Annotated in this window: 24 protein-coding genes and 2 tRNA genes; 10 read left to right on the forward strand and 16 right to left on the reverse strand. The window is 38.7% G+C overall.

Annotated elements, in window-relative coordinates; translation table 11 throughout:
* Nucleotides 1–17 precede the first annotated feature (17 nt).
* From HJP15_RS12855 to HJP15_RS12925, 15 genes are all read right to left on the reverse strand, one after another.
* Complete coding sequence (locus HJP15_RS12855; RefSeq protein WP_170173955.1) at nt 18–1,382, reverse strand: DUF1329 domain-containing protein; 1,365 nt, start codon at nt 1,380–1,382, stop codon at nt 18–20.
* A gap of 10 nt (nt 1,383–1,392) precedes the next feature.
* The gene (locus HJP15_RS12860) at nt 1,393–3,507 is read right to left on the reverse strand and encodes a DUF1302 domain-containing protein (protein ID WP_054204735.1); all 2,115 of its coding nucleotides are present in this window, start codon (nt 3,505–3,507) and stop codon (nt 1,393–1,395) included.
* A gap of 246 nt (nt 3,508–3,753) precedes the next feature.
* Nucleotides 3,754–3,975 (reverse strand): DUF2835 family protein, encoded by a 222-nt coding sequence (locus tag HJP15_RS12865; protein ID WP_054204736.1) that lies wholly within the window; start codon nt 3,973–3,975, stop codon nt 3,754–3,756.
* A gap of 3 nt (nt 3,976–3,978) precedes the next feature.
* Nucleotides 3,979–6,573: an aminopeptidase N gene (gene pepN / locus HJP15_RS12870; RefSeq protein ID WP_170173937.1), complete on the reverse strand. Its 2,595-nt coding sequence runs from the start codon at nt 6,571–6,573 to the stop codon at nt 3,979–3,981.
* A 45-nt stretch (nt 6,574–6,618) separates the two neighbouring features.
* The gene (gene nhaC, locus HJP15_RS12875; RefSeq protein WP_170173938.1) at nt 6,619–8,082 is read right to left on the reverse strand and encodes a Na+/H+ antiporter NhaC; all 1,464 of its coding nucleotides are present in this window, start codon (nt 8,080–8,082) and stop codon (nt 6,619–6,621) included.
* 182 nt (nt 8,083–8,264) lie between these two features.
* Nucleotides 8,265–10,298 (reverse strand): carboxy terminal-processing peptidase, encoded by a 2,034-nt coding sequence (gene prc / locus HJP15_RS12880; RefSeq protein WP_170173939.1) that lies wholly within the window; start codon nt 10,296–10,298, stop codon nt 8,265–8,267.
* Between the two features lie 26 nt (nt 10,299–10,324).
* Entirely contained in the window at nt 10,325–10,975 is a 651-nt protein-coding gene (gene proQ / locus HJP15_RS12885) for an RNA chaperone ProQ (protein ID WP_170173940.1), read from the reverse strand.
* Between the two features lie 15 nt (nt 10,976–10,990).
* Complete coding sequence (locus HJP15_RS12890) at nt 10,991–11,269, reverse strand: hypothetical protein (RefSeq protein ID WP_054204741.1); 279 nt, start codon at nt 11,267–11,269, stop codon at nt 10,991–10,993.
* Nucleotides 11,266–11,727 (reverse strand): free L-methionine (R)-S-oxide reductase MsrC, encoded by a 462-nt coding sequence (msrC, locus tag HJP15_RS12895; RefSeq protein ID WP_054204742.1) that lies wholly within the window; start codon nt 11,725–11,727, stop codon nt 11,266–11,268. Before msrC ends, HJP15_RS12890 begins: the two co-directional genes overlap by 4 nt.
* A 125-nt stretch (nt 11,728–11,852) precedes the next feature.
* Nucleotides 11,853–12,248 (reverse strand): hypothetical protein, encoded by a 396-nt coding sequence (locus tag HJP15_RS12900; RefSeq protein WP_054204743.1) that lies wholly within the window; start codon nt 12,246–12,248, stop codon nt 11,853–11,855.
* Between the two features lie 238 nt (nt 12,249–12,486).
* Entirely contained in the window at nt 12,487–12,738 is a 252-nt protein-coding gene (locus HJP15_RS12905) for a hypothetical protein (protein ID WP_231659007.1), read from the reverse strand.
* The gene (locus tag HJP15_RS12910; RefSeq protein WP_054453077.1) at nt 12,728–13,558 is read right to left on the reverse strand and encodes a CPBP family intramembrane glutamic endopeptidase; all 831 of its coding nucleotides are present in this window, start codon (nt 13,556–13,558) and stop codon (nt 12,728–12,730) included. Before HJP15_RS12910 ends, HJP15_RS12905 begins: the two co-directional genes overlap by 11 nt.
* Before the next feature lie 81 nt (nt 13,559–13,639).
* Nucleotides 13,640–14,545 (reverse strand): LytTR family DNA-binding domain-containing protein, encoded by a 906-nt coding sequence (locus HJP15_RS12915; protein ID WP_054453078.1) that lies wholly within the window; start codon nt 14,543–14,545, stop codon nt 13,640–13,642.
* A 167-nt stretch (nt 14,546–14,712) separates the two neighbouring features.
* A tRNA-Ser gene (locus tag HJP15_RS12920) sits at nt 14,713–14,803 on the reverse strand.
* A gap of 52 nt (nt 14,804–14,855) precedes the next feature.
* Nucleotides 14,856–14,946 (reverse strand) — tRNA-Ser (locus HJP15_RS12925).
* Nucleotides 14,947–15,198: 252 nt separating this feature from the next.
* On the opposite strand from HJP15_RS12925, the gene HJP15_RS12930 reads away from it, so the two are divergent.
* From HJP15_RS12930 to HJP15_RS12955, 6 genes are read left to right on the forward strand one after another with little or no spacing between them, the layout of a single operon-like run.
* Complete coding sequence (locus HJP15_RS12930) at nt 15,199–15,864, forward strand: Bax inhibitor-1/YccA family protein (RefSeq protein WP_054204747.1); 666 nt, start codon at nt 15,199–15,201, stop codon at nt 15,862–15,864.
* 55 nt (nt 15,865–15,919) lie between these two features.
* Nucleotides 15,920–16,273, forward strand: coding sequence for a sulfurtransferase complex subunit TusD (gene tusD / locus HJP15_RS12935; RefSeq protein WP_054204748.1), 354 nt, complete (start codon nt 15,920–15,922; stop codon nt 16,271–16,273).
* Nucleotides 16,270–16,626, forward strand: a complete 357-nt coding sequence (gene tusC / locus HJP15_RS12940) for a sulfurtransferase complex subunit TusC (protein WP_054204749.1) — start codon at nt 16,270–16,272, stop codon at nt 16,624–16,626. Before tusD ends, tusC begins: the two co-directional genes overlap by 4 nt.
* Nucleotides 16,623–16,889 carry a DsrH/TusB family sulfur relay protein gene (locus HJP15_RS12945; RefSeq protein WP_054204750.1) on the forward strand — a complete coding sequence of 89 codons (267 nt, stop codon included), beginning with the start codon at nt 16,623–16,625 and terminating at the stop codon, nt 16,887–16,889. Before tusC ends, HJP15_RS12945 begins: the two co-directional genes overlap by 4 nt.
* 3 nt (nt 16,890–16,892) lie before the next feature.
* A complete protein-coding gene (locus HJP15_RS12950; protein WP_054204751.1) occupies nt 16,893–17,222 on the forward strand; it encodes a TusE/DsrC/DsvC family sulfur relay protein in 330 nt (109 codons plus the stop codon).
* A 2-nt stretch (nt 17,223–17,224) separates the two neighbouring features.
* Nucleotides 17,225–17,887, forward strand: coding sequence for a pseudouridine synthase (locus HJP15_RS12955; protein WP_054204752.1), 663 nt, complete (start codon nt 17,225–17,227; stop codon nt 17,885–17,887).
* A gap of 42 nt (nt 17,888–17,929) precedes the next feature.
* On the opposite strand, the gene HJP15_RS12960 is transcribed toward HJP15_RS12955, so the two are convergent.
* Nucleotides 17,930–19,198, reverse strand: a complete 1,269-nt coding sequence (locus HJP15_RS12960; protein WP_170173941.1) for a sensor domain-containing diguanylate cyclase — start codon at nt 19,196–19,198, stop codon at nt 17,930–17,932.
* A 553-nt stretch (nt 19,199–19,751) separates the two neighbouring features.
* Here HJP15_RS12960 and mnmA point away from each other — a divergent pair.
* The 4 genes from mnmA (at nt 19,752) to HJP15_RS12980 (ending at nt 24,134) form a co-directional block, all read left to right on the forward strand.
* Nucleotides 19,752–20,852 carry a tRNA 2-thiouridine(34) synthase MnmA gene (gene mnmA, locus HJP15_RS12965; RefSeq protein ID WP_170173942.1) on the forward strand — a complete coding sequence of 367 codons (1,101 nt, stop codon included), beginning with the start codon at nt 19,752–19,754 and terminating at the stop codon, nt 20,850–20,852.
* Entirely contained in the window at nt 20,852–21,454 is a 603-nt protein-coding gene (gene hflD / locus HJP15_RS12970) for a high frequency lysogenization protein HflD (RefSeq protein WP_054204755.1), read from the forward strand. Before mnmA ends, hflD begins: the two co-directional genes overlap by 1 nt.
* A 32-nt stretch (nt 21,455–21,486) precedes the next feature.
* The gene (purB, locus tag HJP15_RS12975) at nt 21,487–22,857 is read left to right on the forward strand and encodes an adenylosuccinate lyase (protein ID WP_054204756.1); all 1,371 of its coding nucleotides are present in this window, start codon (nt 21,487–21,489) and stop codon (nt 22,855–22,857) included.
* 131 nt (nt 22,858–22,988) lie between these two features.
* Nucleotides 22,989–24,134 (forward strand): ribosomal protein uL16 3-hydroxylase, encoded by a 1,146-nt coding sequence (locus HJP15_RS12980; RefSeq protein WP_054204757.1) that lies wholly within the window; start codon nt 22,989–22,991, stop codon nt 24,132–24,134.
* Nucleotides 24,135–24,141 lie beyond the last annotated feature (7 nt).

Genomic DNA, 24,141 nt, shown 5'->3' on the forward strand with positions numbered 1-24,141 from the left:
ATTAGGTGCCTGTTTTATTAACGGCCTTCGCGGCGTAAAGCGTTTGATGTAAATTCGTTGTCATTAAACGATTGTGAGAAATCATACATTTTCTCTTGGTTGTCTAAACCAATCGCTAAATAACGACGTGAATTTAAATCATGGTATACGTCAAGCGTACTCCAATTTGTAAGTGCATCATAGTAATTGATACCATGCGCCATTGCTACACGATACATTTGATCACGATTATCGTAAATATCAGTTACATGTACTTGCCAGCTATCTTCATCAATATAAAACACACGCTTTTTATAAGTGTGGCGTGTATCAGCTTTCAAATTTGCTTCAACAACCCATACTCTGTGTTTTTCATAACGAACATGTTCAGGATTAATATGACCAGCCATCAAAATATCATCATATTCTAACTTATCACTGTGAAGCTTATAGCTATTATAGGGAATATATAGCTCTTGCTTACCTTTCAATGTCCATGTGTAACGATTTGGTGAACCGTTAAACATATCAAAATCATCAGTTGTGCGTAAGCTATCAGCTGCGGTTCCTGGTGCATCATAGGCTACATTTGGCGCACGACGAACACGACGTTGGCCTGTATTATAAGTCCATGCTTGACGTGGCGTTAATATTTGGTCCATCGTTTCATGTACTAGTAACGCAGTCCCCGCTAAACGGGCTGGCTGAGTAACCTTTTGCTTAAACTTAAACAAAATATTTGACTCTTGCAGCTCTGCCGGCGTCGCTTTTGGATCTGAATACTTAACTAATAGCTGTTCGTCAAAGCCAACCATGTTGTAAGAGCCTGAGGCTGTTGGTGCTGCTTGACCACCAAAGCGTTCTACCGACATACCGCGATAACGTAAAAGATGATTCCAAATGGCTTCTAAGCCTGTTTTTGGAATTGGAAAAGGAATACCAATCGCAGTATTTTTAATCCCATTCCCATCTTCAATTAACTCAGCAACAGGCGCGTACTGTTTCGTTGCATCATAAACAAATTGCGGGTTCGACGCACTGCGATGAGTTTTGTAAATGTTCATTTTAAACGTATCTGGATACGCTTCAAAAAGTGCAACTTGGCCAGGACTTAGGTTTTCTTTGTATTTCGCGATGTTCGATTTATCAATCGTGAAAAGTACTTTATCATCAGCAAAAGGATCTGGATGGTGCATACCAGGCGTATAACCTGCAGGTGCTTTGGTAATACCACCCGTCCAAGCTGGGATTGAACCATCAGCATTGCCAGCTTTTTCAGCGCCCAATGGTGTTAGATCTGCACCTAAACGCGCGACTTCTTCACTTGTCATTTTAGCGACTGCAGCAGTAGTTGAAAATAAACTACATAGTGCAAACGCAATGAGGGTAGGTTTTTTTATCATCATGATACCCTTAAATTGAATATTTAATATTGAAAGAAACAAAATCGCGATCAGAGAAAGTATTTGTTTGACCACCACCCCAGAAGGAGTTGTAGCTGAAATCAAACGACCACGCATTTTGGTAGTTAAAGTTGGCAGTAACACCTAATGACTTACGGTCTTCAATAAACAAGAACATAGGATCTGGTGTAATACCATTTACATCGTGAGAAAACACAATGCGCGGTGAAAAGTTAACGCCTTTGAAGAAGTTATAGTAATCACCCTTTGCAATTAAACGATAACCCCAAGCAGATGCGGTCGGAAATGAGTTAGTTTCGGGGCCATTTGATAATCCCAAGTGTAAAGTCGAATAATCATCAGCATTAGGACCAGAAATAACACCACTTCGACCAGTACCCGAAACATTTAAACGTAATTCATTATAATCAGGTAAATCGTTTATACGCACGCCACCTATTTCACCTACAACAGCCCAACTATCAGCGCCTAAAGAAGGACCAAATAAATGTGTTGCTGTAAATTGAAGTTGCGCTGTATTACGTAAAATATAGCCTGCAGCGACTTGACCTGGTGCAACCGCACTACTAACAATAGTTCCATCAGCAAGTGTTGTTTTTGCATTGCCTGGCACCTGAGATATACGTTCTAAATCAGGTCTTAAACCTGCTGCAGCTAACTGTTCAGGCATACCGGCATAAAGCAGCTCTACATCATCAATTTGCAATGGTTCGTCTTGACGAAATGCAAATTCACCAGCAAATGCGGTTTCACCAAGCGACGTATTAAAGCTTAAACCATATAGTTTAATATCTTCAGGGTATTCTAAAATACCTTGAGTAAATGCATTAAGTTGAGTGATGTTATCTTCCGTGATCTCTGATGACAATATCATCGCAATATCTTGGCCGATTGCTGGCGCTGAGAAGTTAGATACTTTACCAGAAATTAAAGGGCGGCGGCTGTGGTAATTTATATGATAAAGCGCAACCTCGGTATCATTCAGTTCAGGTAAAAACATCCCTAAACGAAGACCATATTGCCCACCGTTATCTGGTTCAATTTTACCCGCACTGCCTTTTCCTTTAAGTGCAACTTTTGTAGGGTAAGCCATATACATTTGGCTCATCATAGCCTGACCTTGTGCACTCGTTGGGTCAACACCTTGAGAGCTTACAATATCGTCTAGATTATTTAAACTTTGAGTCAAAAATGCCAAGTCAATATCAGGATTCGCAGTGAATCCTAACTGGACATTCTGCTGATAGCCATTTTCTGATGCAAAATCATTTGTTGAAAAATAACTACCTGCAGCAGGTAAACGTGTTTCATGCCAGTCATATTGGTAAAAGGCTTCAAGATTAATATTATCAGTGATCCCCAGTGAAGCCCATAACATTCCTACCGGAATAAACGCTTCTTTTAGCTCCGCACCGGGTGCTTTCAAGCGATCGATATCGACAGGGTTAACATTGATACCATGGGAGATTAATGTACTTTCACCCCAGTTAACTACTTGTTGACCTAAACGAATAGACAATGGGTTATTGCCGTCATTCAAGTCGAAATCTGCCCAAACAAAAGCATCAAGTAAGCGTATATCAGCACACACTTGCTTTTTAGTATCTGCGTCATCGCATGGATCAGCTGCTTTACCCGAAGTTGGGTTCTTATAAGCTCGCTCACCATCCATAAGTTCAAAATCATAAAAATACATAAAGCGTGTAAACAAGCCAAAGTTATCTTTATTTATAGAAAGGTCATGCGTACCCTTGAGCAATTTAGAAAACGAATCACCGCTATCGAAATTTAAGTCCCCCGCATCACCATTGTTCGAATATGCGCCTGGCTGAGCCCAGACATCTTGCCCAGAATAAACAGTGTTCCCAACTGAAGGGTTATAACCCGTCCAATCGAAAGCTGGATTATTACTTTTACCGATCAAAGAAAAATCGCGGTCTTCTACGCGAATACTTTGGCCATAAGAAAAGTTTGAATCAAACGTTACATCAAAACCGCCAACTTCAAAGTTGGCAGCGTGTGCTACGCCCGTTGATAAACCTAAAGTTGCAGCAGCTAGGCCCATAACGATTTTATTTTTAACAAATAGCGATCTTCTTATCATTGTGTGTTCCCCCTTTCGCGGGTCATTTTGTGATCAAGTTATTGTTTTTAGTGTAGTCGTAACGATAGAAGCGAAATAAAGAAATTACAAATAGAACGCGTTCAATCGGTCATAATTTTTCAGTTTAGTTGGCGTTTACGCAATGGTAAGACGTCCTACCAGATAATTTATACACGTAAATTAACAATAGGACAAATTGATTTAACAAAAATATAATATAAACCAAATAATTTTTTTTTATCCATCTTAGCCAATGCGCTCTAAACGTATAAATTTATGTTCAACTGTTAATAAAAGTCTAAACCGCCCTCTCACTCCTAAAGAAGAAATAAACGGGCGTAAATGATGGGCAGCAAAACGTACTTTTTTACCGCCATCTTCTTGTACTTGCACCGAGGTATACTTACCTTCGTAATAATCCATACATTGTATATAGGTAAGGTTTAATAAAAAGTAATATTCGATCATAATTTATTGCAGTGCTTTATCTACTTTTTCAAATAAATCATCACTTAAATCATCAAGTAAAGCCAAACGTTGTAACTGTGCTTTCATTGCACTTGAACGCTGTTCATCATAACGACGCCAAGACATAAATGGCGTCAACATACGAGAGGCATTTTGCGGATTAATAGCATTGAGTTTAACCAATAAATCGCCTAGTAATTGATAACCTAAACCATCTTTTCTATGAAATTGTGCGGTATTGAAGTGACTAAAGCTACCAACTAATGCCCGCACACGATTCGGATTTGAAAAATCAAAACATGGGTGTTCATAAAGGTTTTTTATTTTATCAATCGCATCATCGCCACATTGCATTGCTTGCAAAGCAAACCACTTATCCATCACCAGCACATCATGGCGCCAATGGCTGTCAAATTGCTCTAGTAACTCTACTGATAATGGATTATCTGCTTTTACAACAGCGCTTAGAGCTGCTAATACATTTGTCATGTTCGATGAAGCCGCTGCGTTATTAAGCAGATTTGCGATGGCTGGATCAGTAATTTTAGCCAAGTAATGCAAGCATATACTTTTTAATGCGCGTGTCGCAACAGCTGAAGAACTCACGGTACCGTCGTCTATTAAGCTTGCATAACAATCAAGAAACTCATTACATAGATGCTCTGCTATTTGTCGTTCAAATTGCTCTGTGATACTGATAATTGTATCTACAGGGATCACATCAAACTCTGCCGCTAGGGTATCAAAGCTAGGGAGCTTAAGTAATTCAGCAGTCAATGCAAGATCACCATCACGCTTGCCTAATAGGTTCTGTAATGCCGCTATAATAGGTACACTGAGCGTGTTATCTGCTGGGTTTGAAATAGCTTCTTTAACGGCCGATATAAACAGTTGCTGCTGCGCATCCCAACGCGAAAAATCACTGCGTGCGAACTGCATAATATGCAGTAGTTCTGTTTCTGTATTGTACTTTTCAACAATACAAGGTGCTGAAAAATCTTCCAGCAAGACTGCAACTGGCTTTGCAGTTAAACCATCAAAACTAAAGCATTGCTGTTTGCTTGTGACATTTAATACATGGCTGACTGGTTTCCCTTGGAAACCTAAAGTAATTGAGTCCCCCTGCGGATCAAGTAATTCTATTGCAAATGGAATATGCAGTTCTGTATTATTGGGTTGATTTAGAGGTGTGAGTTGTTCAATATTTAATGTAAAAACACCTAGTTCTTCATTATAATCTTGCTTAACAACCAAACGCGGTGTGCCTGCTTGGCTATACCAGCGCTTAAACTGTTTTAAATCAATATTTGAAGCATCGCTCATCGCTCCAACAAAGTCATCACAGGTCACCGCTTGTCCATCGTGGCGCTCAAAATAAAGAGTCATCCCTTGTTGGAATTTTTCTTCTCCCAGTAATGTATGCATCATACGGATCACTTCAGCTCCTTTATCGTATACCGTTACTGTGTAGAAATTATTCATTTCAATCACTTGTTCTGGACGAATTGGGTGAGCCATAGGGCCTGCATCTTCACTAAACTGGTGTGTACGCATTACTTTCACAGCATCAATACGATTAAGTGCACGAGAACCTAAGTCACTGCTAAATTCTTGATCACGAAATACTGTTAAGCCTTCTTTTAAAGACAATTGAAACCAATCACGACAGGTCACGCGATTCCCTGTCCAGTTATGAAAATATTCGTGGCCAACAATTGACTCTATCGTGTGATAATCTTTATCCGTGGCGGTTTCTTGGTTTGCTAAAACGCATTTAGAATTAAAGATGTTTAAGCCTTTATTCTCCATTGCCCCCATATTGAAAAAATCAACGGCAACAATCATATAAATATCTAAATCATATTCAAGATTAAAACGCTCTTCATCCCACTGCATTGATTTTTTAAGTGATGTCATTGCATGTGGCGTTTTTGGTAAATTACCCTTATCAACAAATAATGCTAAATCAATACTGCGACCGCTATGCGTTACAAAGGTATCTTCTAAAACATCAAAATCACCTGCAACGAGTGCAAATAAATAGCTTGGTTTTTTAAATGGGTCTTGCCATTTAGCAAAGTGGCGACCATTATCTAGTTTACCTTCATCTAATTTATTACCATTAGATAATAAATGAGTGAACTGAGTGTCTGCAATAATCGTCACATCAAAACTAGCAAGTACATCAGGGCGATCAAGGTAGTAAGTTATTTTTCTAAAACCTTGTGCTTCACATTGCGTACAATAGGCACCACCTGAAAGATATAAACCTTCTAAAGATGTGTTTGTCTGCGGCGATATCTCGTTCACTATACCTAAACGGCATTGCGACGGTAAGTTGCTAATGATTAGCTGCTCATCCGCTTCGCGAAAATCAGTATAAGCGTGCCCATCAACAGTTACTGAAAGTAGTGTTAGGTCTATACCATCTAAAACTAAATCGTCGTTTTCTGCTGTTAATCTTTTAAGGGTCAGCAGTGAGCTAACTTGAGTTTTTAAAGGCGCTAGATCAAACGTTAAATCTATATGTTCAACGCTAAAAACAGGGGCTTGGTAATCTTTAAGGTAGTGTGCTTGTGGTTTTTTTGACGCGGTCATAATGAACCTCCAAAAAGGCTCCTCTTTATCAGAGGAGCATAGAATTTATGCCTGTTGTTTTGGTTTAATACGTAATATTTTGATGCCTAAATAGGCATACACAACAGCTAAAAATGGATTAATAAGATTAAAGAATGCATAAAGCGCATAATCAAACGGATTGATCAATAACACACTTTGCATATATGCCCCACAGGTATTCCAAGGAATAAGCGGGCTTGTAATTGTTCCACCATCTTCTAATGTACGAGATAAATTAACAGGCTTTAATCCACGTTTTTCGTACTCTTCTTTAAACATACGTCCTGGTACAACAATAGCAATATACTGATCTGCAGCAATAACATTTGTACCGATACACGTCGCAATCGTTGCTGTAATAAGTGAGCCTGTGCTTTTTGCTATTTTTAGAATACTTTTAACAAATATATCAAGTAGTCCTGTTTTTTCCATGATGGCACCAAACATGAGCGCAGTCATAATTAACCAAGTAGTTGTTAGCATGCCTGACATCCCCCCGCCACTTAGTAATGAATCCATCTTTTCATCGCCGGTTAAAATACTAAAACCATCAAAAAAAGTAGTCCAAACTAATTTGAAGTAACCTACTAACTGACCTTGTGAGCCATCAATTTGGTTTGCGATTAAGTCAGATTGAAAAATCATCGCCCATACAGCACCAATTACAGCACCAATAGAGATAGCAGGAAATGCAGGCATTTTCCTAATTGCTAAAACGAGTAAAACAATCAAAGGCACAAGCATTTCTAAGCCAATATTAAAATTTTGTTCAAGTATTCGCGTTATTTCATCAATACGCCCTGCTTCACTTGAGGCTGTTGCATTAAAGCCCATAAAAATAAAAATAACTAACGCAATTATAAAGCTAGGGACTGTGGTCCATAACATATGGTGAATATGTTCAAATAAATCAGCACCAACAACCGCTGGGGCTAAATTGGTCGTTTCTGAAAGCGGACTTAATTTATCACCAAAATAAGCACCAGAAATAACAGCGCCTGCTGTAACTGTTTGTTCAAGCCCTAAACCAGTAGCAACACCTAATAATGCAACACCTATGGTCGCAGCTGTTGTCCACGAGCTACCAATGCTCATCGCAACAATGCCACAAATCAAGCAACTCGCAGCATAAAACCAACTCGGGTTGATTACTTGCAAACCATAATAGATTAACGTTGGAACAGTGCCTGACAACAACCACGTACCTATTAACGCACCTACCATTAATAAAATTAAAATAGCGCCGAGGGAGAGTGTGATCCCTTCAATCATCGCCTGCTCTAGTTTTTTCCACGTGTAGCCATTTTTAAGGCCTATAAGTGCAGCTGTAAAAGTAGCAAATAGCAGAGCAATTTGATTAGGGCCTGATGACGAGCTATCGCCAAATAAATACACTGCAGCACCTAATAAACATATCAATACTGAAATTGGGATTAAGGCATCAAAAAAGCTAGCCTGAGCAATAGGTTTTTCTTCTTGTGACTTCAAAATAGAGACTCCTACACGTATTTAAGTACGTGTTTAATTATTATTTTTAGCGCGGACAGATTATCTAGCGAAACTAGGACGCTTAGGTTTATCAGCGTTTAATCATCAATTATAGCAATATCAGACGCTTTAGGTAGCAAAAAAGGCGCTAAAGCGCCTTTTTTATTAGTTAATAAAACCATTTACTTTTTAACTAAGCGGCCAAATTTAATATAATCTTGTGTAATTAATGCTGCTTCTTCCAAGAAAGGGTCTAAATCGTCTAAAACGTCTGGTATATCATCTAAGTTCTCAACAGGTTTTACACCTAGGCGAACAAGACGTTCATTAGTACGTGCTAATGCCCGCGCTTCACCTTCATCCTTTTCTTTAATACGCTTTGCTTCAACAAGCGAAATTGTTTTACGATCTTTCTCTTCTTTGTAGCGTGTAATATCTTGGTAAACGTAGTTAAATTCAGGTTCCGTTTTTATACGTTCAGCATGAGCCTTACTTAAGTAAGTTATCGCCGGTTGCAAATTATCAACCGAATTATATCTCGCTCTAATGATGCTATCCCACGGGAGTGCATTATCTTCTTGGCTCTCCCCCCACTCAGCAGGATCTATAGCTGATGGAAATGATATATCAGGAATGACACCTTTATGCTGTGTACTTCCACCATTTATGCGATAAAACTTAGCAATTGTATACTGCACACTACCAAGTGGATTTTCATATAAATCATAGGCTCTGCCTAAGCCTTTATGCTGTTGTACAGTCCCTTTGCCAAACGTTTGTTCACCGATGACCACTGCACGACCATAATCTTGCATTGCGGCAGCAAAAATCTCAGAGGCAGAAGCACTATAGCGATCAACCAATACCGTTAACGGGCCATTATAAAACGTAACACCGTCACGATCTTTTTGTTCTTCTATTCTATTATTTAATGTATGGATCTGGACTACAGGGCCTTGATCAAAAAACAAACCAGATAATTGTGTGGCCTCATACAAAGAACCACCGCCATTTTGGCGTAAGTCAATAATTATGCCATCAACTTTTGCTTCTTTTAATTTAGCAAGCTCAACTTTTACGTCTTTAGAGAGGTTATTATAAAATCCCGGGATTTCAATAACGCCTATTTTACTTGTTAAGTCTGAGTATTTTGCTTCGAATACCTCTGATTTAGCCGCTCGGTCTTCCAAACGAATTTTGTCTCGGATGATTTCAACCACTTTAGGCGTGCCATGTGCGTCCGCGCCTTTTAAGTACTGTAGTCTTACTTTTGTCCCTTTTGGACCTTTTATCAAATCAACTACGTCATCTAAACGCCAGCCAATTATATCAACAAATTCTTCGCCATCTTGGGCAACACCAATTACACGGTCATCAGCTTTAATTTGTTCAGATTTATCTGCAGGCCCACCAGGGACTAAACTGCGAATAACGGTATAGTCTTCGTCATAACTCAGCACCGCACCTATGCCCTCAAGTTCAAGGTCCATATCCATCTTAAACTGTTCGGCTCTGCGTGGAGATAAATAAGATGTATGCGCTTCTATGCTGCGTGCAAACGAGTTCATAACAATCTGAAATGCATCTTCACTGTTAGTTTGAACTAATCGTTTTTGTGCATTGTGGTAACGCTTTGTCAATACCTCTTTAATTCCGGTCCAATCTTTACCCGTCATTTTTAAACGTAGAGCGTCATACTTCACACGTTCACGCCAAAGCTCATCAAGCTCAGCTTGAGTTTTGGCCCACTCGCTTTCTTCACGGTCAAAGAAATATTCATCTTCTTTATCGAAGGTCATTTCTTTTTCAAGCAAACTTAACGAGTAGTCATAACGCTCAAAACGACGCTTCATACTTAAGTTAAAAATATCAAACGTGAAATCGAGTTTACCTGTTGGCAATGCGCTATCAAATTGGTTGCGGTATTGCTCAAAAGATGCAATATCCGCAGCCAAAAAGACGCTTTTATTAAAATCAAGGGATTCAATATAACGATCAAACACTTTGCTAGAAAGTGCGTCATCAAACCGAATTGGCTTGTAATGTGCACGAGTAAATAAGTTTGTCACTCGTTTGCTAGCCGTACTATGCTGACTTTCCTGCTTAAGTATCGGTAAGTCTTTGACTGATAAAACATCCGCTATATCAGCTGAGGCAAATAATGAACCCGAATATAGGGCCGCGACTAACGGAATGAGCGTAAACTTCTGACTCATACACAACTCCTTAATTTATATACAGCTTAAATAATGTACAGGCTGTCTGCTTTGGTTTTAACTTGCATACCTGTTACCAACTCAACATGAACGTCTTCTTTGTTCACTTCAGTGATAATTGCATTAACAAGGGCTTGGCCAAGTTTAACTTTAACTTTGTTATTAACCTTGACCTCACTCGCTGGCAAAGGTTCAATTTTACCAGAACGTTTAGCCGGCGCAGCTTTCGCTGAGGTACTATTAACCTTAGCGTTTTTATCACCTGTTTTGGCGAATTGACCCGGTTTCTTTTTGTAAGATTTTGTGTCTGAATCATTTCGAGGGCGTTGTGACTTCTTACGTTTAGCCATTTTCGCTCGACTTTCTTCAAGCGATTTTTGCGCATGATCGATATGTTCTTGTTCAACTTTTTCACCTTGATTACCATCAAGGTCAATGCGGAACTCAGACTTAGTAACGGCTTCTAAATAGCGCCAGTTTGAAGTGTACTTTCTAAGTGCTTGACGCACCTGAGTTTTACTAACCTTCTCTGACCCTTCAATACGCTCAGCAATATCTTTAAAGATACCGACTTTAAGCGGTTTGATACCGTCCTTTTGTTTAAAACATTGTGGGAATTCTTGATATAAAAATTCCAACACTTCATTAATATCTTTTAGCTTGTTTGTGGTTTCCATTTTAGAACCTATTTTTCACATCTTTTCATCAAGGGACGAATCGACGTAGTGTGTTACCCAGTCGACCAGCTCTTCAAAGTCGGCTTCAATTACAGCCATATCACCTCGAAGGTGTTCCCAAATACCATTAATTATTTCATCGATTAATTCACTATCGGTCTCATCAGGAAGTCGTTCCCATGCAATGTGAATTAAATCATTTAGCGTTTCAGCTACATGCTCTTCATCCCCTTCCCAATCACCAACATCGGCAATGGCAAACAGATAATCCTGTACATTTACTAAGTCTTTCATGCAATCGTTGCCTCAAAACACGCAACTAATGCTTCTAAGCCTTGTTTATCATCAGCATCAAACCGGGCAATACTTGGACTGTCGATATCTAATACAGCAAATAATTCACCATTTTTATGGATCGGTATTACTATTTCAGAATTAGACGCTGCATCGCAGGCTATATGGCCTGAAAATGCATGTACATCTTCAACAAGTTGTGTTTGTGCAGTTGCAGCGGCAGTTCCACACACACCTTTCCCAACGGGAATACGGATACATGCAGGGTTACCTTGAAACGGGCCAAGTACCAACTCCGACGGAGAATCCATTAGATAAAAGCCCGCCCAATTCACATCATTTAATGAAGTAAATAACAACGCGCTAATATTTGCCATATTGGCAATAACATTAGACTCTCCAGCAATTAGTGATTCAGTTTGTTTAACTAATGACTGGTAAAATTCTTGCTTTTGCATACCAAACTACTTCTTATCAAACATACAGTAGTTAAAGGTACTCTTTGTGGCCAATAATTGAAACCTTTTCAGGGCAAAAAAAAGTAATTTGCCCTAATTTTCAGCACGCTTGGTTAATATTTCTGCTATTGCGTGGATTGTTGTTTTGCAGCGCCTTGTCGTAGCCCGTATAAAAATAAACCTGCAGCCAATGCTGACATTGCTGTATTAACTAAGAACACCATGCCACCGGTGGCACTGAGTAAGAAGCTAAAAATTGCCCCCCCCAACAAACCTAATGTCAAAACGCCCGAGTAGTTAACTTTGGCATACTTAAACATCAGTAAATATCCCGGAACAACAAATGCAGCCATCGTTAAACCAACGATATGAGCATTGGCTATCGCGCTCATTAATAACTGAATAAATGTGGTGATAGGATCCGCGTTTAATGTTAAGCCATAATAAACGCCTAAAATGCTACCAATAATCACAGGCGATAGTAGTGATAAGCCAACACTTTTTGCAAGTTGATGTTTCATAAAACGTCCTTAAAGTCAGACCTTGATAAATACTAAGGATGCATCATGTTGTACCACTTCGAAATAGAGACAATGGTCGTAATTTGTGATGATAAACAATAATAGAGGAAAGTTTCCGCGCACAACTCATTCCCCCCCTTGTCTACATCTGTGTAGGGAGGGGAATGAACTAATCGCCCTAAGCAGTTTCCCTTCAGGCAGAGCATTTTAAATCTCGAAAGATAACCGGCCTGAAAAGTTATAGCTGCTCGATCTCTCTTGATAAATCAACATTACTATTTGTTACTATTTTTTCAAGTACAATGATTCTTTCAATTAGAACCGCTAATTTATTTTGCATTGTTAAGACAGCTTCTGCTCTATTTGCTTGCTGTAATAAAACCAACTCTTTTTGAACTGTTGTTTTATAAGCAAAATAATGCTTAATAATTACTAGCAAGATTAGAGGGGAACTAAAGACCATAGTAACTAAAAATAATTCAAGCATCATTAAGTCCATAAGTGGGCGTTTTAATAGACAAAGACGAACTATTTGGTTGGTTTTTAAATAATGAAGAAAGTGTTACTTCTCGCTTTTTACCACCTTTAATAAGTACGTTGATGTATACGATACTCAAAATAATGGCGGTCGCTTTAAATAAATTACCTTTTAAATCACCGGCTGCCCCACCAGACATACTAAATATGCCGTAAGCCGCATTCATCAAAATATGCATCCATAGCGGGAACCAAATACGATAACCGCATTCGCAATATAGCCACGCAAACCATGTGCCTGCAATTGTTGTAATAGTAACAGCCATAAGAGCTGAAATAACATCATGCCCTTGATAAATATGGCCCAAACCAAAGATTATGGAACTAATGAGTGCTGCTGGGATAAACCCCCAACGACAAAAACGAAATAATATACCGAACAATGCAGCCCTAAAAATTACTTCTTCAAAAAAGCCAGCATATATTGAACCTGTAACAACCCCTGATATAGAAATATTTAGCTCACTACTTAAAAAAGCATAGCCTATTACCATAGGTGTACAGCAAGCCAGTGCTGCTAATAAATAGCGTTGAGAGTCTTTTATATTTAGACCTAATAATTCATACCAGCGAATCGACTTAAATAACACTGTTGCTATCAGTAAGAATGGTCCATAGATAAACAAGTATTTAGCTGGAAATAATAAAAGATCTGTGTGTTGATCTAGCTCTGATAAAATAGGTATCCAACTTTTACCCCAAAAATATTTCATCCCGTAATGACAGAATATAAACGTAATTACTAGTAACAGTGCTTTTATTTGATTCTTCATATGACCTTCTTAAGTGAAATTTTAAATTCAACTCAAGCATGTCAATCACTCATTATAAAGTCGATAAATTAGGGCTGTAGTTCATTCTCTGGTACTAATTGCAATGTTTTGGGGCCGTTTACATGCTTTAGGGGCCAACAACAAGGCTTGTTTAATTGCATCAACATAAGTTCTCGAAACTGGTACTGCGATATCAGATGACAGCATAGTTAGTTGTAAGCCACCCGCATTACCTTTACTGGCCATCACTAACTCTAAATTCACGGCATAAGAACGATGACAACGATATATAAATATATTTTCAGGGAGTTGCTTTAATAAACCAGTTAACGTGACGCGCAGCAATGTATGGCAAACACCCTCGTTTTCTTTAATAGCAAGTTCACAATAATTATCAGCCGACTTAATAAATATTATATCCGCGGGTGCAACAGTCAGCCGATCACTTTTATTGTCACCAATAAGTGTAATTAAGCGAGGGGGTGTAACGTCACTTCCTTCTAACACATTACAAACGCTCTGATTGCTAGAAGCCTTCTCAGTAGTATCTGTAGTTAATACGGTCTGTTTTGCATGGCGATTCACCAACAGCATAAAACTAATTGGCAGCAAGCCAATCGCTAACGTATAGCCAATAAAAAGTAATTGATTTTGCCAATGCCAACGTCCCAAGACTGCGACAACAAAGTATCCATGATTAAACACAGCCGTAATTAGAACGTATACAGCGGGGATCATAATCAATAGCAGTGTGCTGTTGAGAGTGAGCCGAGTTAACGATATCTCAATAGCGCCTGCCAGTAAGAGAGCGCAAAATGTCACTAAACCATAGCCAGATAAACGAAGTAACTTGTAAGGCGTCGTATCATTAGTTGTGCCAAAGGGCTGAAACACAAATAGAACAAATAAGGTTACCAAGGAAAATAGCATTGCTCTATAAACAAGTAACTTTCTTGAAGCTAAGTCATCTTGAAGCCACAACATCATATTTTATATACCTTTAGCAATAACCAATAATAAGAAAATATCATAATTCCACAAGAAACTAACAGCCTAACTTCAATTTATTGAAGCCAATTATTTTAACTTTTCGGCCCGACCAACAAATTTTAAGCACAAAAAAGCCCGCTAATTTAGCGGGCTTTTTTGTTATATGGTGGAGAGATAGGGATTTGAACCCTAGAGGGGCTATAAACCCCTGCCGGTTTTCAAGACCGGTGCATTCGGCCACTCTGCCATCTCTCCAAACTCTTTATAAATTACAAGTAAAAGTGTACTCGTAATTATTTTAATTAGGTGGTGGAGAGATAGGGATTTGAACCCTAGAGGGGCTATAAACCCCTGCCGGTTTTCAAGACCGGTGCATTCGACCACTCTGCCATCTCTCCGCACGGCCTGAATAATAGAGAAGCCCATCGCCTTTGTGAAGCTTTTTTTTCAAAAAAACGTTTAAGTGCCTAAAAAACAATTGATTTGTGCATAAATAAATCAAGACAGAACAAAAACCGTGCAAACAGGAACTTTTATATTATTTAATTGGTCTATTGAACTACAAAGGTTTGCCCAAATATAGAAGACTTGGTAATCTAACTTTAGTTAATTATCGTATCTATACTGGTTTCACACAAAGGAGCTCTACAATGGCATTTAATCACTCGTACAATACCGCTAAACCGGTTATGTCGACCATTGAAACAAACAAAGTGCTTAAAAACACTTACTTTCTACTGGCAATGACATTAGCATTTAGTGCTGTGACGGCTGGTATTTCAATGGCATTACAACTTCCCTACTTTATGGGAATCGTTTTTACACTTATTTCATTTGGTTTATTATTTGTTGTAAACAAAAAAGCTGACAGTGCATCTGGTGTTGCATGGGTGTTTGCTTTTACAGGCTTGATGGGCGCAGGCCTCGGTCCTTTATTGAACCATTACGCAGCCATGCCAAATGGCCCTATGCTAATTATGCAAGCGTTAGGTTCAACTGCCCTGATATTTTTTGGTTTATCTGCGTATGCACTTAACACTAAAAAAGATTTTTCGTTTATGGGCGGTTTTTTAACAGTAGGCCTAATCGTGGTTATCGTTGCGAGCATTGTTAACATCTTCATCGGGAGTTCTTTGATGTTTATGGTAGTAAATGCTGCAGTTGTGCTAATCATGTCAGGTTTTATTTTGTTTGATACCAGCCGTATCATCAATGGTGGTGAAACAAATTATATCCGCGCAACAGTCTCTCTTTACTTAAGCGTATATAACTTATTTACATCGCTACTTGCGCTACTTGGCGTAAATAATGACTAATTAAATAGTTCTGTTAAAATAGCCCCTCTTTAGGGGCTTTTTTATTGGATTAGTTTTGGCACGATTTGTACTTTCTATTCACTGCGCACCATCAGATCATGATACAACACAACGTTTGGTTAAATTTGCTCATGCATGCTTAGCACAAGGTCATACAATAGACGCTATTTTTTTGTACCAGCAAGGTGTATTCCATGCCAGTCAACATTTAAACCTTGCATCAGATGAGTTAGCTATTAGTGCCCTTTGGCAAACACTGTATGAAAAGAAAATAAACTTAATGTTATGTGTCACTGCTGCCGAAAAACGGGGTCTTGATATTACAAAAAAAGGTATATTTTCAATCGCTGGGTTAGCCGAGTTTGCAATGCTCGCAAGTGATGCTGACAAATGGGTGCAATTTAAATGATCAATGTACTTGTACTAAGCCAGCATAGTCCTTTTGATGATATGCATATTCGCGATGCCCTTGATATGACCTTAATTTTTGCAGCTATAGAGCAAAATATTAGTTGGCTGTTTACAGGCCCCGCTGTACTTGCATTGAAAAAAGGTCAACACACTGATCCCCTCGGGCTCAAAAATTATTTTAAAAGCATAAAAACACTCGAAATTTACGATGTTGAAAACATTTACGTATGTGAAAAATCATTGGTCGATTTTAACCTTGCTAAAAGTGACTTACTCATTAACGTCAACGTATTAGACTTTGCAGCGCAAAGTAAATTAATAGCCACTCAACACCAGGTCGTCAATTTATGAGTACATTGCATATATTTTCAAAACCAATCAGTTACTATGCCACAGAGCGTTTAGCTAATTTAATACAAGAGCATGACAGCGTATTGCTCGTTGGTGACGCATGCTATTCAACATATTTATACCGCCAATTTTCATCTGATTTATTATTTTTAGCCGAAGATGCTCTTGCCCGTGGTTTAACAATAAATGAATCTGATAATGCCCTTAATTATGCAGATTTTGTTGCTCTTACCTTATCAACTTCACAATCAATTACGTGGTGATCCATGCTCGAATTTAATAAACAACTTATTGAAACAGATAAACAGGGCTATTTGCTCAACCACGAACAGTGGAGCACAGAGCTTGCCCCAACGCTTGCAGAACAAGAAAATATTGAGTTGACACCGCAACATTGGGAAGTAATAAATTTTGTCCGTGATTTTTATCTTGAATACAATACGAGTCCAGCGATCAGAATGCTGGTAAAAGCAATGGCTAAAGCGCTCGGAGAAGACAAAGGAAATAGTATTTACTTATACACATTATTCCCAAAAGGACCTGCCAAACAAGCGACAAAAATAGCTGGGTTGCCTAAACCTGCAAGGTGCATATAATTATGAGCCAAAACAATAAACCACAAACAAGCCGACGCAGCAGTGGACGTAGCTATAGCCGCAGTACCCTTATCTCTAAAAAAGGTAGTAGTGCCACAAAGCGTGAAATCAAACCAGCAATTGATCCAAGCGAGCGTAAGGTTGTTTTATTTAATAAACCTTTTGATGTACTTTGCCAATTTACAGATGACGATAATAGACAAACCTTAGCAAGCTTTATTCCAATTAAAGATGTTTACGCTGCAGGGAGACTAGATAGAGACAGCGAAGGCTTATTACTACTAACAAATTGTGGAAAGCTACAAAACACACTTACGGCCCCAAATAAAAAAACCAGTAAGACTTATTGGGTGCAAGTCGAAGGCCAACCAAGTAATGACGCGATACGCGCACTGTGCCAAGGTGTCGAACTAAAAGATGGGATGACACTCCCTGCTAAAATTGAGAAAATAGATACCCCAGATTTATGGCCAAGAACCCCAGCCGTAAGAGAGCGTAAAAACATCCCAACCAGCTGGCTTAGTATCACCTTAACCGAAGGTAGAAATCGTCAGGTTCGTCGTATGACTGCACACATTGGCCACCCAACTCTGCGTTTGATTCGTTACCGTATTGGTGATTACTGCCTCGATAACATTGGAACGGGTGATTACAAATTACTGTAAAACTAGCAAGTCAAGCGAGCTTACTTCAGCTCATTTTTAACACTATTGATTTACTACAATACAATCTCGACCATGTTCTTTTGCTTTGTACAATGCTTTATCCGCACCATCTAAAAGTTGAATATGGTCACATTGATTATACCGTGTATTAATACCTAAACTTAATGTCACTTTATTTGTAAAACAATGATCATATATTATTGTTAGTTCAGAGATAGCATGTTGGATTTTTTGAGCTACGTTACATGCCCCAGCAGCACTTGTTTGTGGCAGAAGAACTACAAATTCCTCTCCACCAAAACGCGCAACAAAGTCTTCAGGACGACTAACCGCAGTAGATATACATTGGGCTACTTTAAGTAAACATTCATCACCAATTAGGTGCCCATAACTATCATTAAATTGTTTAAAATTATCAATATCAATTAAAATTAATGACAAAGGACTGTTTGTTTTAATACTTAAATTGAATTCTTGAATTAATTTTTCATCGAAGCGACGTCTATTCGCTATTTGTGTCAACGAATCTAAAAATGCCATGTCTCTTAAAATATCTTCAGCTTCCATGCGTTGTGTTGCATCTTTAAAAATAGCTAAAAACTCATTATCAATATAAATACCCGAAATTTCCATCGTAATCAAGCGACCATCTTTACACGTAACCTGATAATGTTGTGGCTCTATATCTGTTTTATGCTCAACTGCATACTCAACTGCAGTGTTCCATGTTTGTAAAACCCACGATCGGTAAGCTGGATCTGGGTAGGCCTTTAACCACCAAGTATCCATATTTGGTATGTCTTTAATTGTATATCCAAATACGTCCACAAACCTTTGATTTAACCTAATAATATCACCCGTGACAGTGCTGACATTACACAAGGGTATTGGCACTTGGGTAAATAAATTAGCATAATGACTTAACTCATGCTGACGCATAGGTTGGGTATTCCCTTGCGTTAAATGTGTGATATTTTGTACCGTTACAGGGCTGTTTGTAATAACCTTTGCTTGCATTGAGTAAACAAAAGACCATTCTAACCACCAGTTTGCAAGTGCCGCACTCAAAGCTTTATTTCGTGTTTGTTGGGCAGTGAATTTATTGTCTAATGAAATAAAAAACACAGGTAGCTCTTCAAGTAAAGAGCCGTTTTGAGTTGATTGATTATATAATGCTTCAAATAGTGTAAACGCCTCAGTTCTGAGATCGCTATTCGTATTTTTGACCATGTGATCAATTTCATCGTTTGCAAAGACTGCAAAACGGTCTATCAATGAGATTAATGAATGAGTATATAAGACATAATCCATATGTATTGCCCAATACTTTATCGTTCGTTACGAACAAATAAAACTAAAATGACACCTGAATAATTTAAAAAAACACATTCAGCGTGAAGAAATAAATAACGATTTTGAGTTAATCACTCAATTATTGCATTTTACAGTATAAAATACGTTACCCTGATATTATCACTAAGGTCTAGTATTTTATTAAAATAGTATCTAATTAAAATAATACATCCGGATTACTTTATTCTAATAACAACTTTAGACCCAGTAAAGCAATCCAGCCTAATTATTTACTATTAACTTGTAAAGTACATTACAAACCACCTTCCTTTATATAACTCTTTCTGTAACAAGTTAAATATGGGTACTGCGCGATTGTCAGAGCAACCCCTATTCCTCAGTAATCGCTAGACAAAACTCATTTTTTGGGTGGCTTGGCTGTCTATTTACATGCTATAATCGCGGCCTTTCATAGTCTGTGTGGTTAATCAGAGCCTCTATTCTTTATCTCTGTAATGCACATATGCGCTAGTAGTTTAAATGACAGCAACCTGTATAAGCGAAATTACCCATGAGCGAAAATAGTCACATTAAAGTCATCGTTGGCATGTCCGGCGGTGTTGATTCTTCTGTATCAGCTTATTTATTAAAACAACAAGGCTATCAAGTTGAAGGCCTGTTTATGAAGAACTGGGAAGAAGACGATAATGATGAATATTGCGCCGCCGCAGACGATTTAAAAGACGCACAAGCGGTCTGTGATAAATTGGGCATTGAATTGCACACCGTTAATTTTGCTGCAGAGTATTGGGATAACGTATTTGAGTATTTCCTTGCTGAGTATAAAGCAGGCCGTACACCGAATCCTGATATCATGTGTAATAAAGAAATCAAATTCAAAGCCTTTTTAGAATTTGCAGCAACCGCCCTCGGTGCTGACTTTATTGCAACAGGTCATTATGTCCGTCGTGAATTACGCGATGATAAATATGTAATGTGTCGTGGCCTCGATGATAACAAAGATCAAAGCTATTTCTTATACACATTAAGTCATGAGCATATTGCGCAAACGCTTTTCCCTGTGGGTGATATTGCCAAACCAGAAGTGCGCCGTATTGCTGAAGAACAAGATTTAATTACCCACGATAAAAAAGACAGCACCGGTATTTGCTTTATTGGCGAACGTAAGTTTAAAGATTTCTTACAAAAATTTTTACCTGCACAACCAGGTGTTATCGAAGACACTGACGGTAACAATGTAGGTGAACACGAAGGCTTGATGTATCACACATTAGGACAACGCAAAGGTTTGCTCATTGGCGGAATGAAAGAAGGCTCAGGCGAACCATGGTATGTGGTTGATAAAGATCTAGAGCGTAATGTACTCATTGTTGGCCAAGGTAAAGACCACCCTCGTCTATACAGCAATGGTTTAAATGCCAACCAGCTACATTGGGTTGATCGTATTGGGCCAAAAGGCACGACTCGTTGTACGGTAAAAACTCGCTACCGCCAAGAAGACTTAAGCTGTACGCTATTAGTTGGTGATGATGGCCTAGCTCGCGTATTATTTGATGAGCCACAAAAAGCGGTAACGCCAGGTCAATCAGCCGTATTTTATGCCAACGAGATTTGTTTAGGCGGCGGTATTATAGACTCGGTGATCAAATAATGAATGAACACCAAGTCATGGCATTAGCAGCCATGTGCCAAGTTGCTAAACAAGTTCAAAAAATAGCGCAGTTCGGTAGTAGCAACGATTATGAATTAGAAAAGCTATTTACAAGTATTGTGCAAACGTCGCCTGATTCACCCAGTGATGTATACCAAGGCACTGAAAATTTAAGAGATGGCTATAAAAGTTTACTTGACCAGCTCAGTGCGGGTGAAAAAAAAGATGTTGAAATCGTCAAATACGTTGGCGGTTTAATGCAATTAGAGCGTGCTTTAAGCGCAAAACCAAGTAGCTTAGCAGAGCTTGGGAAAAGCATAGATGATATCAAGCGCCGTCTTGATCATTTTTCAGTAACTGATGACACTGTTGTTGCTGCCCTTGCAGATATTTATTCAAAGGTGCTTAGCCCCCTAGGGCACCGAATACAGGTTTATGGCAAACCTGACTTACTAAAACAGCAATTAATACAACACAAAATACGTGCCTTATTATTAGCAGGTATTCGCAGTGCTGTATTATGGCGACAAATGGGCGGAAAACGCCGTCATTTTTTCTTTTCGAAAAAAAGCATTATCGCCATTGCTAAAAACCATATTTAATTATCGTTCAAAACTAAAATTTAGGAGTTATTATGGAGCTTTCAGCGTTAACAGCTATCTCTCCGGTGGATGGTCGCTACGGCAGCAAAACCACTGAACTACGCAGTATTTTCAGCGAATTTGGCTTGATCAAGTACCGTGTAACAGTAGAAGTTCGTTGGTTACAAGCCCTTGCTGCAGCAAGCGAAATCAAAGAAGTACCGGCATTTAGCGACGAAGCAAATGCTTTACTTAACGCGATTGTTGATAACTTCAGTGAAGCAGACGCACAGCGTGTAAAAGACATCGAAAGTACCACAAACCACGATGTTAAAGCAGTTGAATACTTATTAAAAGAAAAAGTAGCTGACAACGCAGAGCTACATGCCATTAATGAATTTATTCATTTTGCATGTACATCAGAAGACATCAATAACCTATCTCATGGTTTAATGCTAACTGAAGCGCGTAACGAAGTATTACTTCCTTATTGCGATAAGTTACTTAACGCAATTAAAGAAAAAGCGATTGAGTATAAAGCTGTACCAATGATGACTCGTACTCACGGTCAACCAGCTACACCTTCAACTATGGGTAAAGAGTTTGCAAACGTTTATATGCGCTTAAAGCGTCAACGTGATCAAATTGCACAAGTTGAAATGCTAGGTAAAATCAATGGCGCAGTAGGTAACTACAACGCTCACCTAAGTGCTTACCCTGATTACGATTGGCACAATCACGCAGAGCAATTTGTAACGAGCCTTGGTTTAACATTCAACCCGTTTACTACGCAAATTGAACCGCATGACTACATTGCTGAGCTGTTTGATGCTATTGCACGCTTTAACACAATTTTATTAGACTTCGATCGTGATGCATGGGGCTACATTGCCCTTAACCACTTCAAGCAAAAAACCATTGCCGGTGAAATTGGTTCATCAACCATGCCGCATAAAGTTAACCCAATTGATTTTGAAAACTCAGAAGGTAACTTAGGTTTAGCTAATGCTATTTTCTCACACCTTGCACAAAAGCTACCTGTTTCTCGCTGGCAGCGTGATCTTACTGACTCTACAGTACTACGTAATTTAGGCGTAGGTATGGGTTATGCACTAATTGCATACCAATCAACGCTTAAAGGTGTCAGCAAGTTAGAAGTAAACGAACAACGTTTACTTGACGAACTAGACCAAAACTGGGAATTGCTAGCAGAACCAATTCAAACAGTAATGCGTAAGTACGGCATTGAAAAACCATATGAAAAGCTAAAAGATTTAACCCGTGGTAAACGTGTAAATCAAGAAATCATGGCTGATTTTATCGATGGTTTAGACTTACCAGATGAAGCTAAAGTAGAAATGAAAAAGCTAACGCCAGCTAACTACATTGGCCGTGCTGTCGAGTTTATCGACAACCTAGTTTAAGCTTTCTGCAACAACTAATTTTAATGTACCCAACCTCTCGATGCAGAATTCGCATCTTGAGGTGGTTTGGGTATAGACTACTAAGCGAAAGGCCCTAGCCTTTCGCTTTTTTCATTTTTAACGGGCGCAGCATGTATCAACTAACTATAAATGGCTTAACTGAGCAACAATTTCTAACTCAATATTGGCAAAAAAAACCGCTCTTGATCAAACAAGGTTTTGCAGACTTTGTTGATCCACTTGATGCCAACGAACTTGCTGGCCTTGCTATGGAAGAGAGTATTGAATCGCGGATAATCACAAATCATAATAATGATTGGCAAGCACACCACGGTCCATTTGAAGATTTTGAATTACTTACAGAGCAAAACTCGACCCTATTAGTACAAGCAGTTGACCACTGGCACCCAACAGCTTCACAACTACTCGAACCGTTTCGATTTATTCCAAATTGGCGAATAGATGATTTGATGATCAGTTTTTCAACGCCTAATGGTGGTGTAGGCCCACATTTAGATCAGTACGACGTATTTATTATTCAAGGTGAAGGCAAGCGTCACTGGCGAGTGGGTATGCCAGATAGTAACCTAAAACAATTTGCACAAAATAAAAGTTTATTACAAGTTGAACAATTTCCTGCGATTATTGATTGTATTCTCGAGCCCGGCGACATTTTATACATTCCACCAGGGTGCCCACATGAGGGTTACGCAGTAGAAAATGCCCTAAACTATTCAATCGGTTTTCGCGCACCAAATCAGCGTGATTTATTATCAAACTTTGCCGATCATATTATTGATAAAGAAGCTGGAAATAGTCGTTATCAAGACCCCGCAATAAAACTGCGCGATTCTAAAGGTGAGATCCAAGCAACAGAAGCCGATAACATTAAGTTATTAATGCAAGCAATGCTTGATGATGACGATTTATTTACTTCTTGGCTAGGTACAACACTGAGTCAACCTAAGCACGAGATGGATTTAATGCCACCAGAAGATTTATTTAATAGCGAACAAGTAACTGCACTATTAGAAGATAATGAACTGTTTTTTGAACGCTTAGGCGGCACCCGCGCGTTATATCAAGTTTTTGATAATGAAATACTTCTCAGCGTCAACGGTGAAAATTACTCGCTTCCATTAAATGATTTAACAGCAGTTAAACTACTCACTGATCACACCATGGTGACAGCAGTGCAACTGAATAGTTCAAAAAATAGTTTAGTTTTTATACAAACCTTTACTACACTATTAAATGAGGGTATTTGGTTTTGTTAGGAGTAGG

It is taken from the genome of Pseudoalteromonas sp. NEC-BIFX-2020_002 (genome assembly GCF_013002825.1).
Taxonomy (GTDB): domain Bacteria; phylum Pseudomonadota; class Gammaproteobacteria; order Enterobacterales; family Alteromonadaceae; genus Pseudoalteromonas; species Pseudoalteromonas neustonica.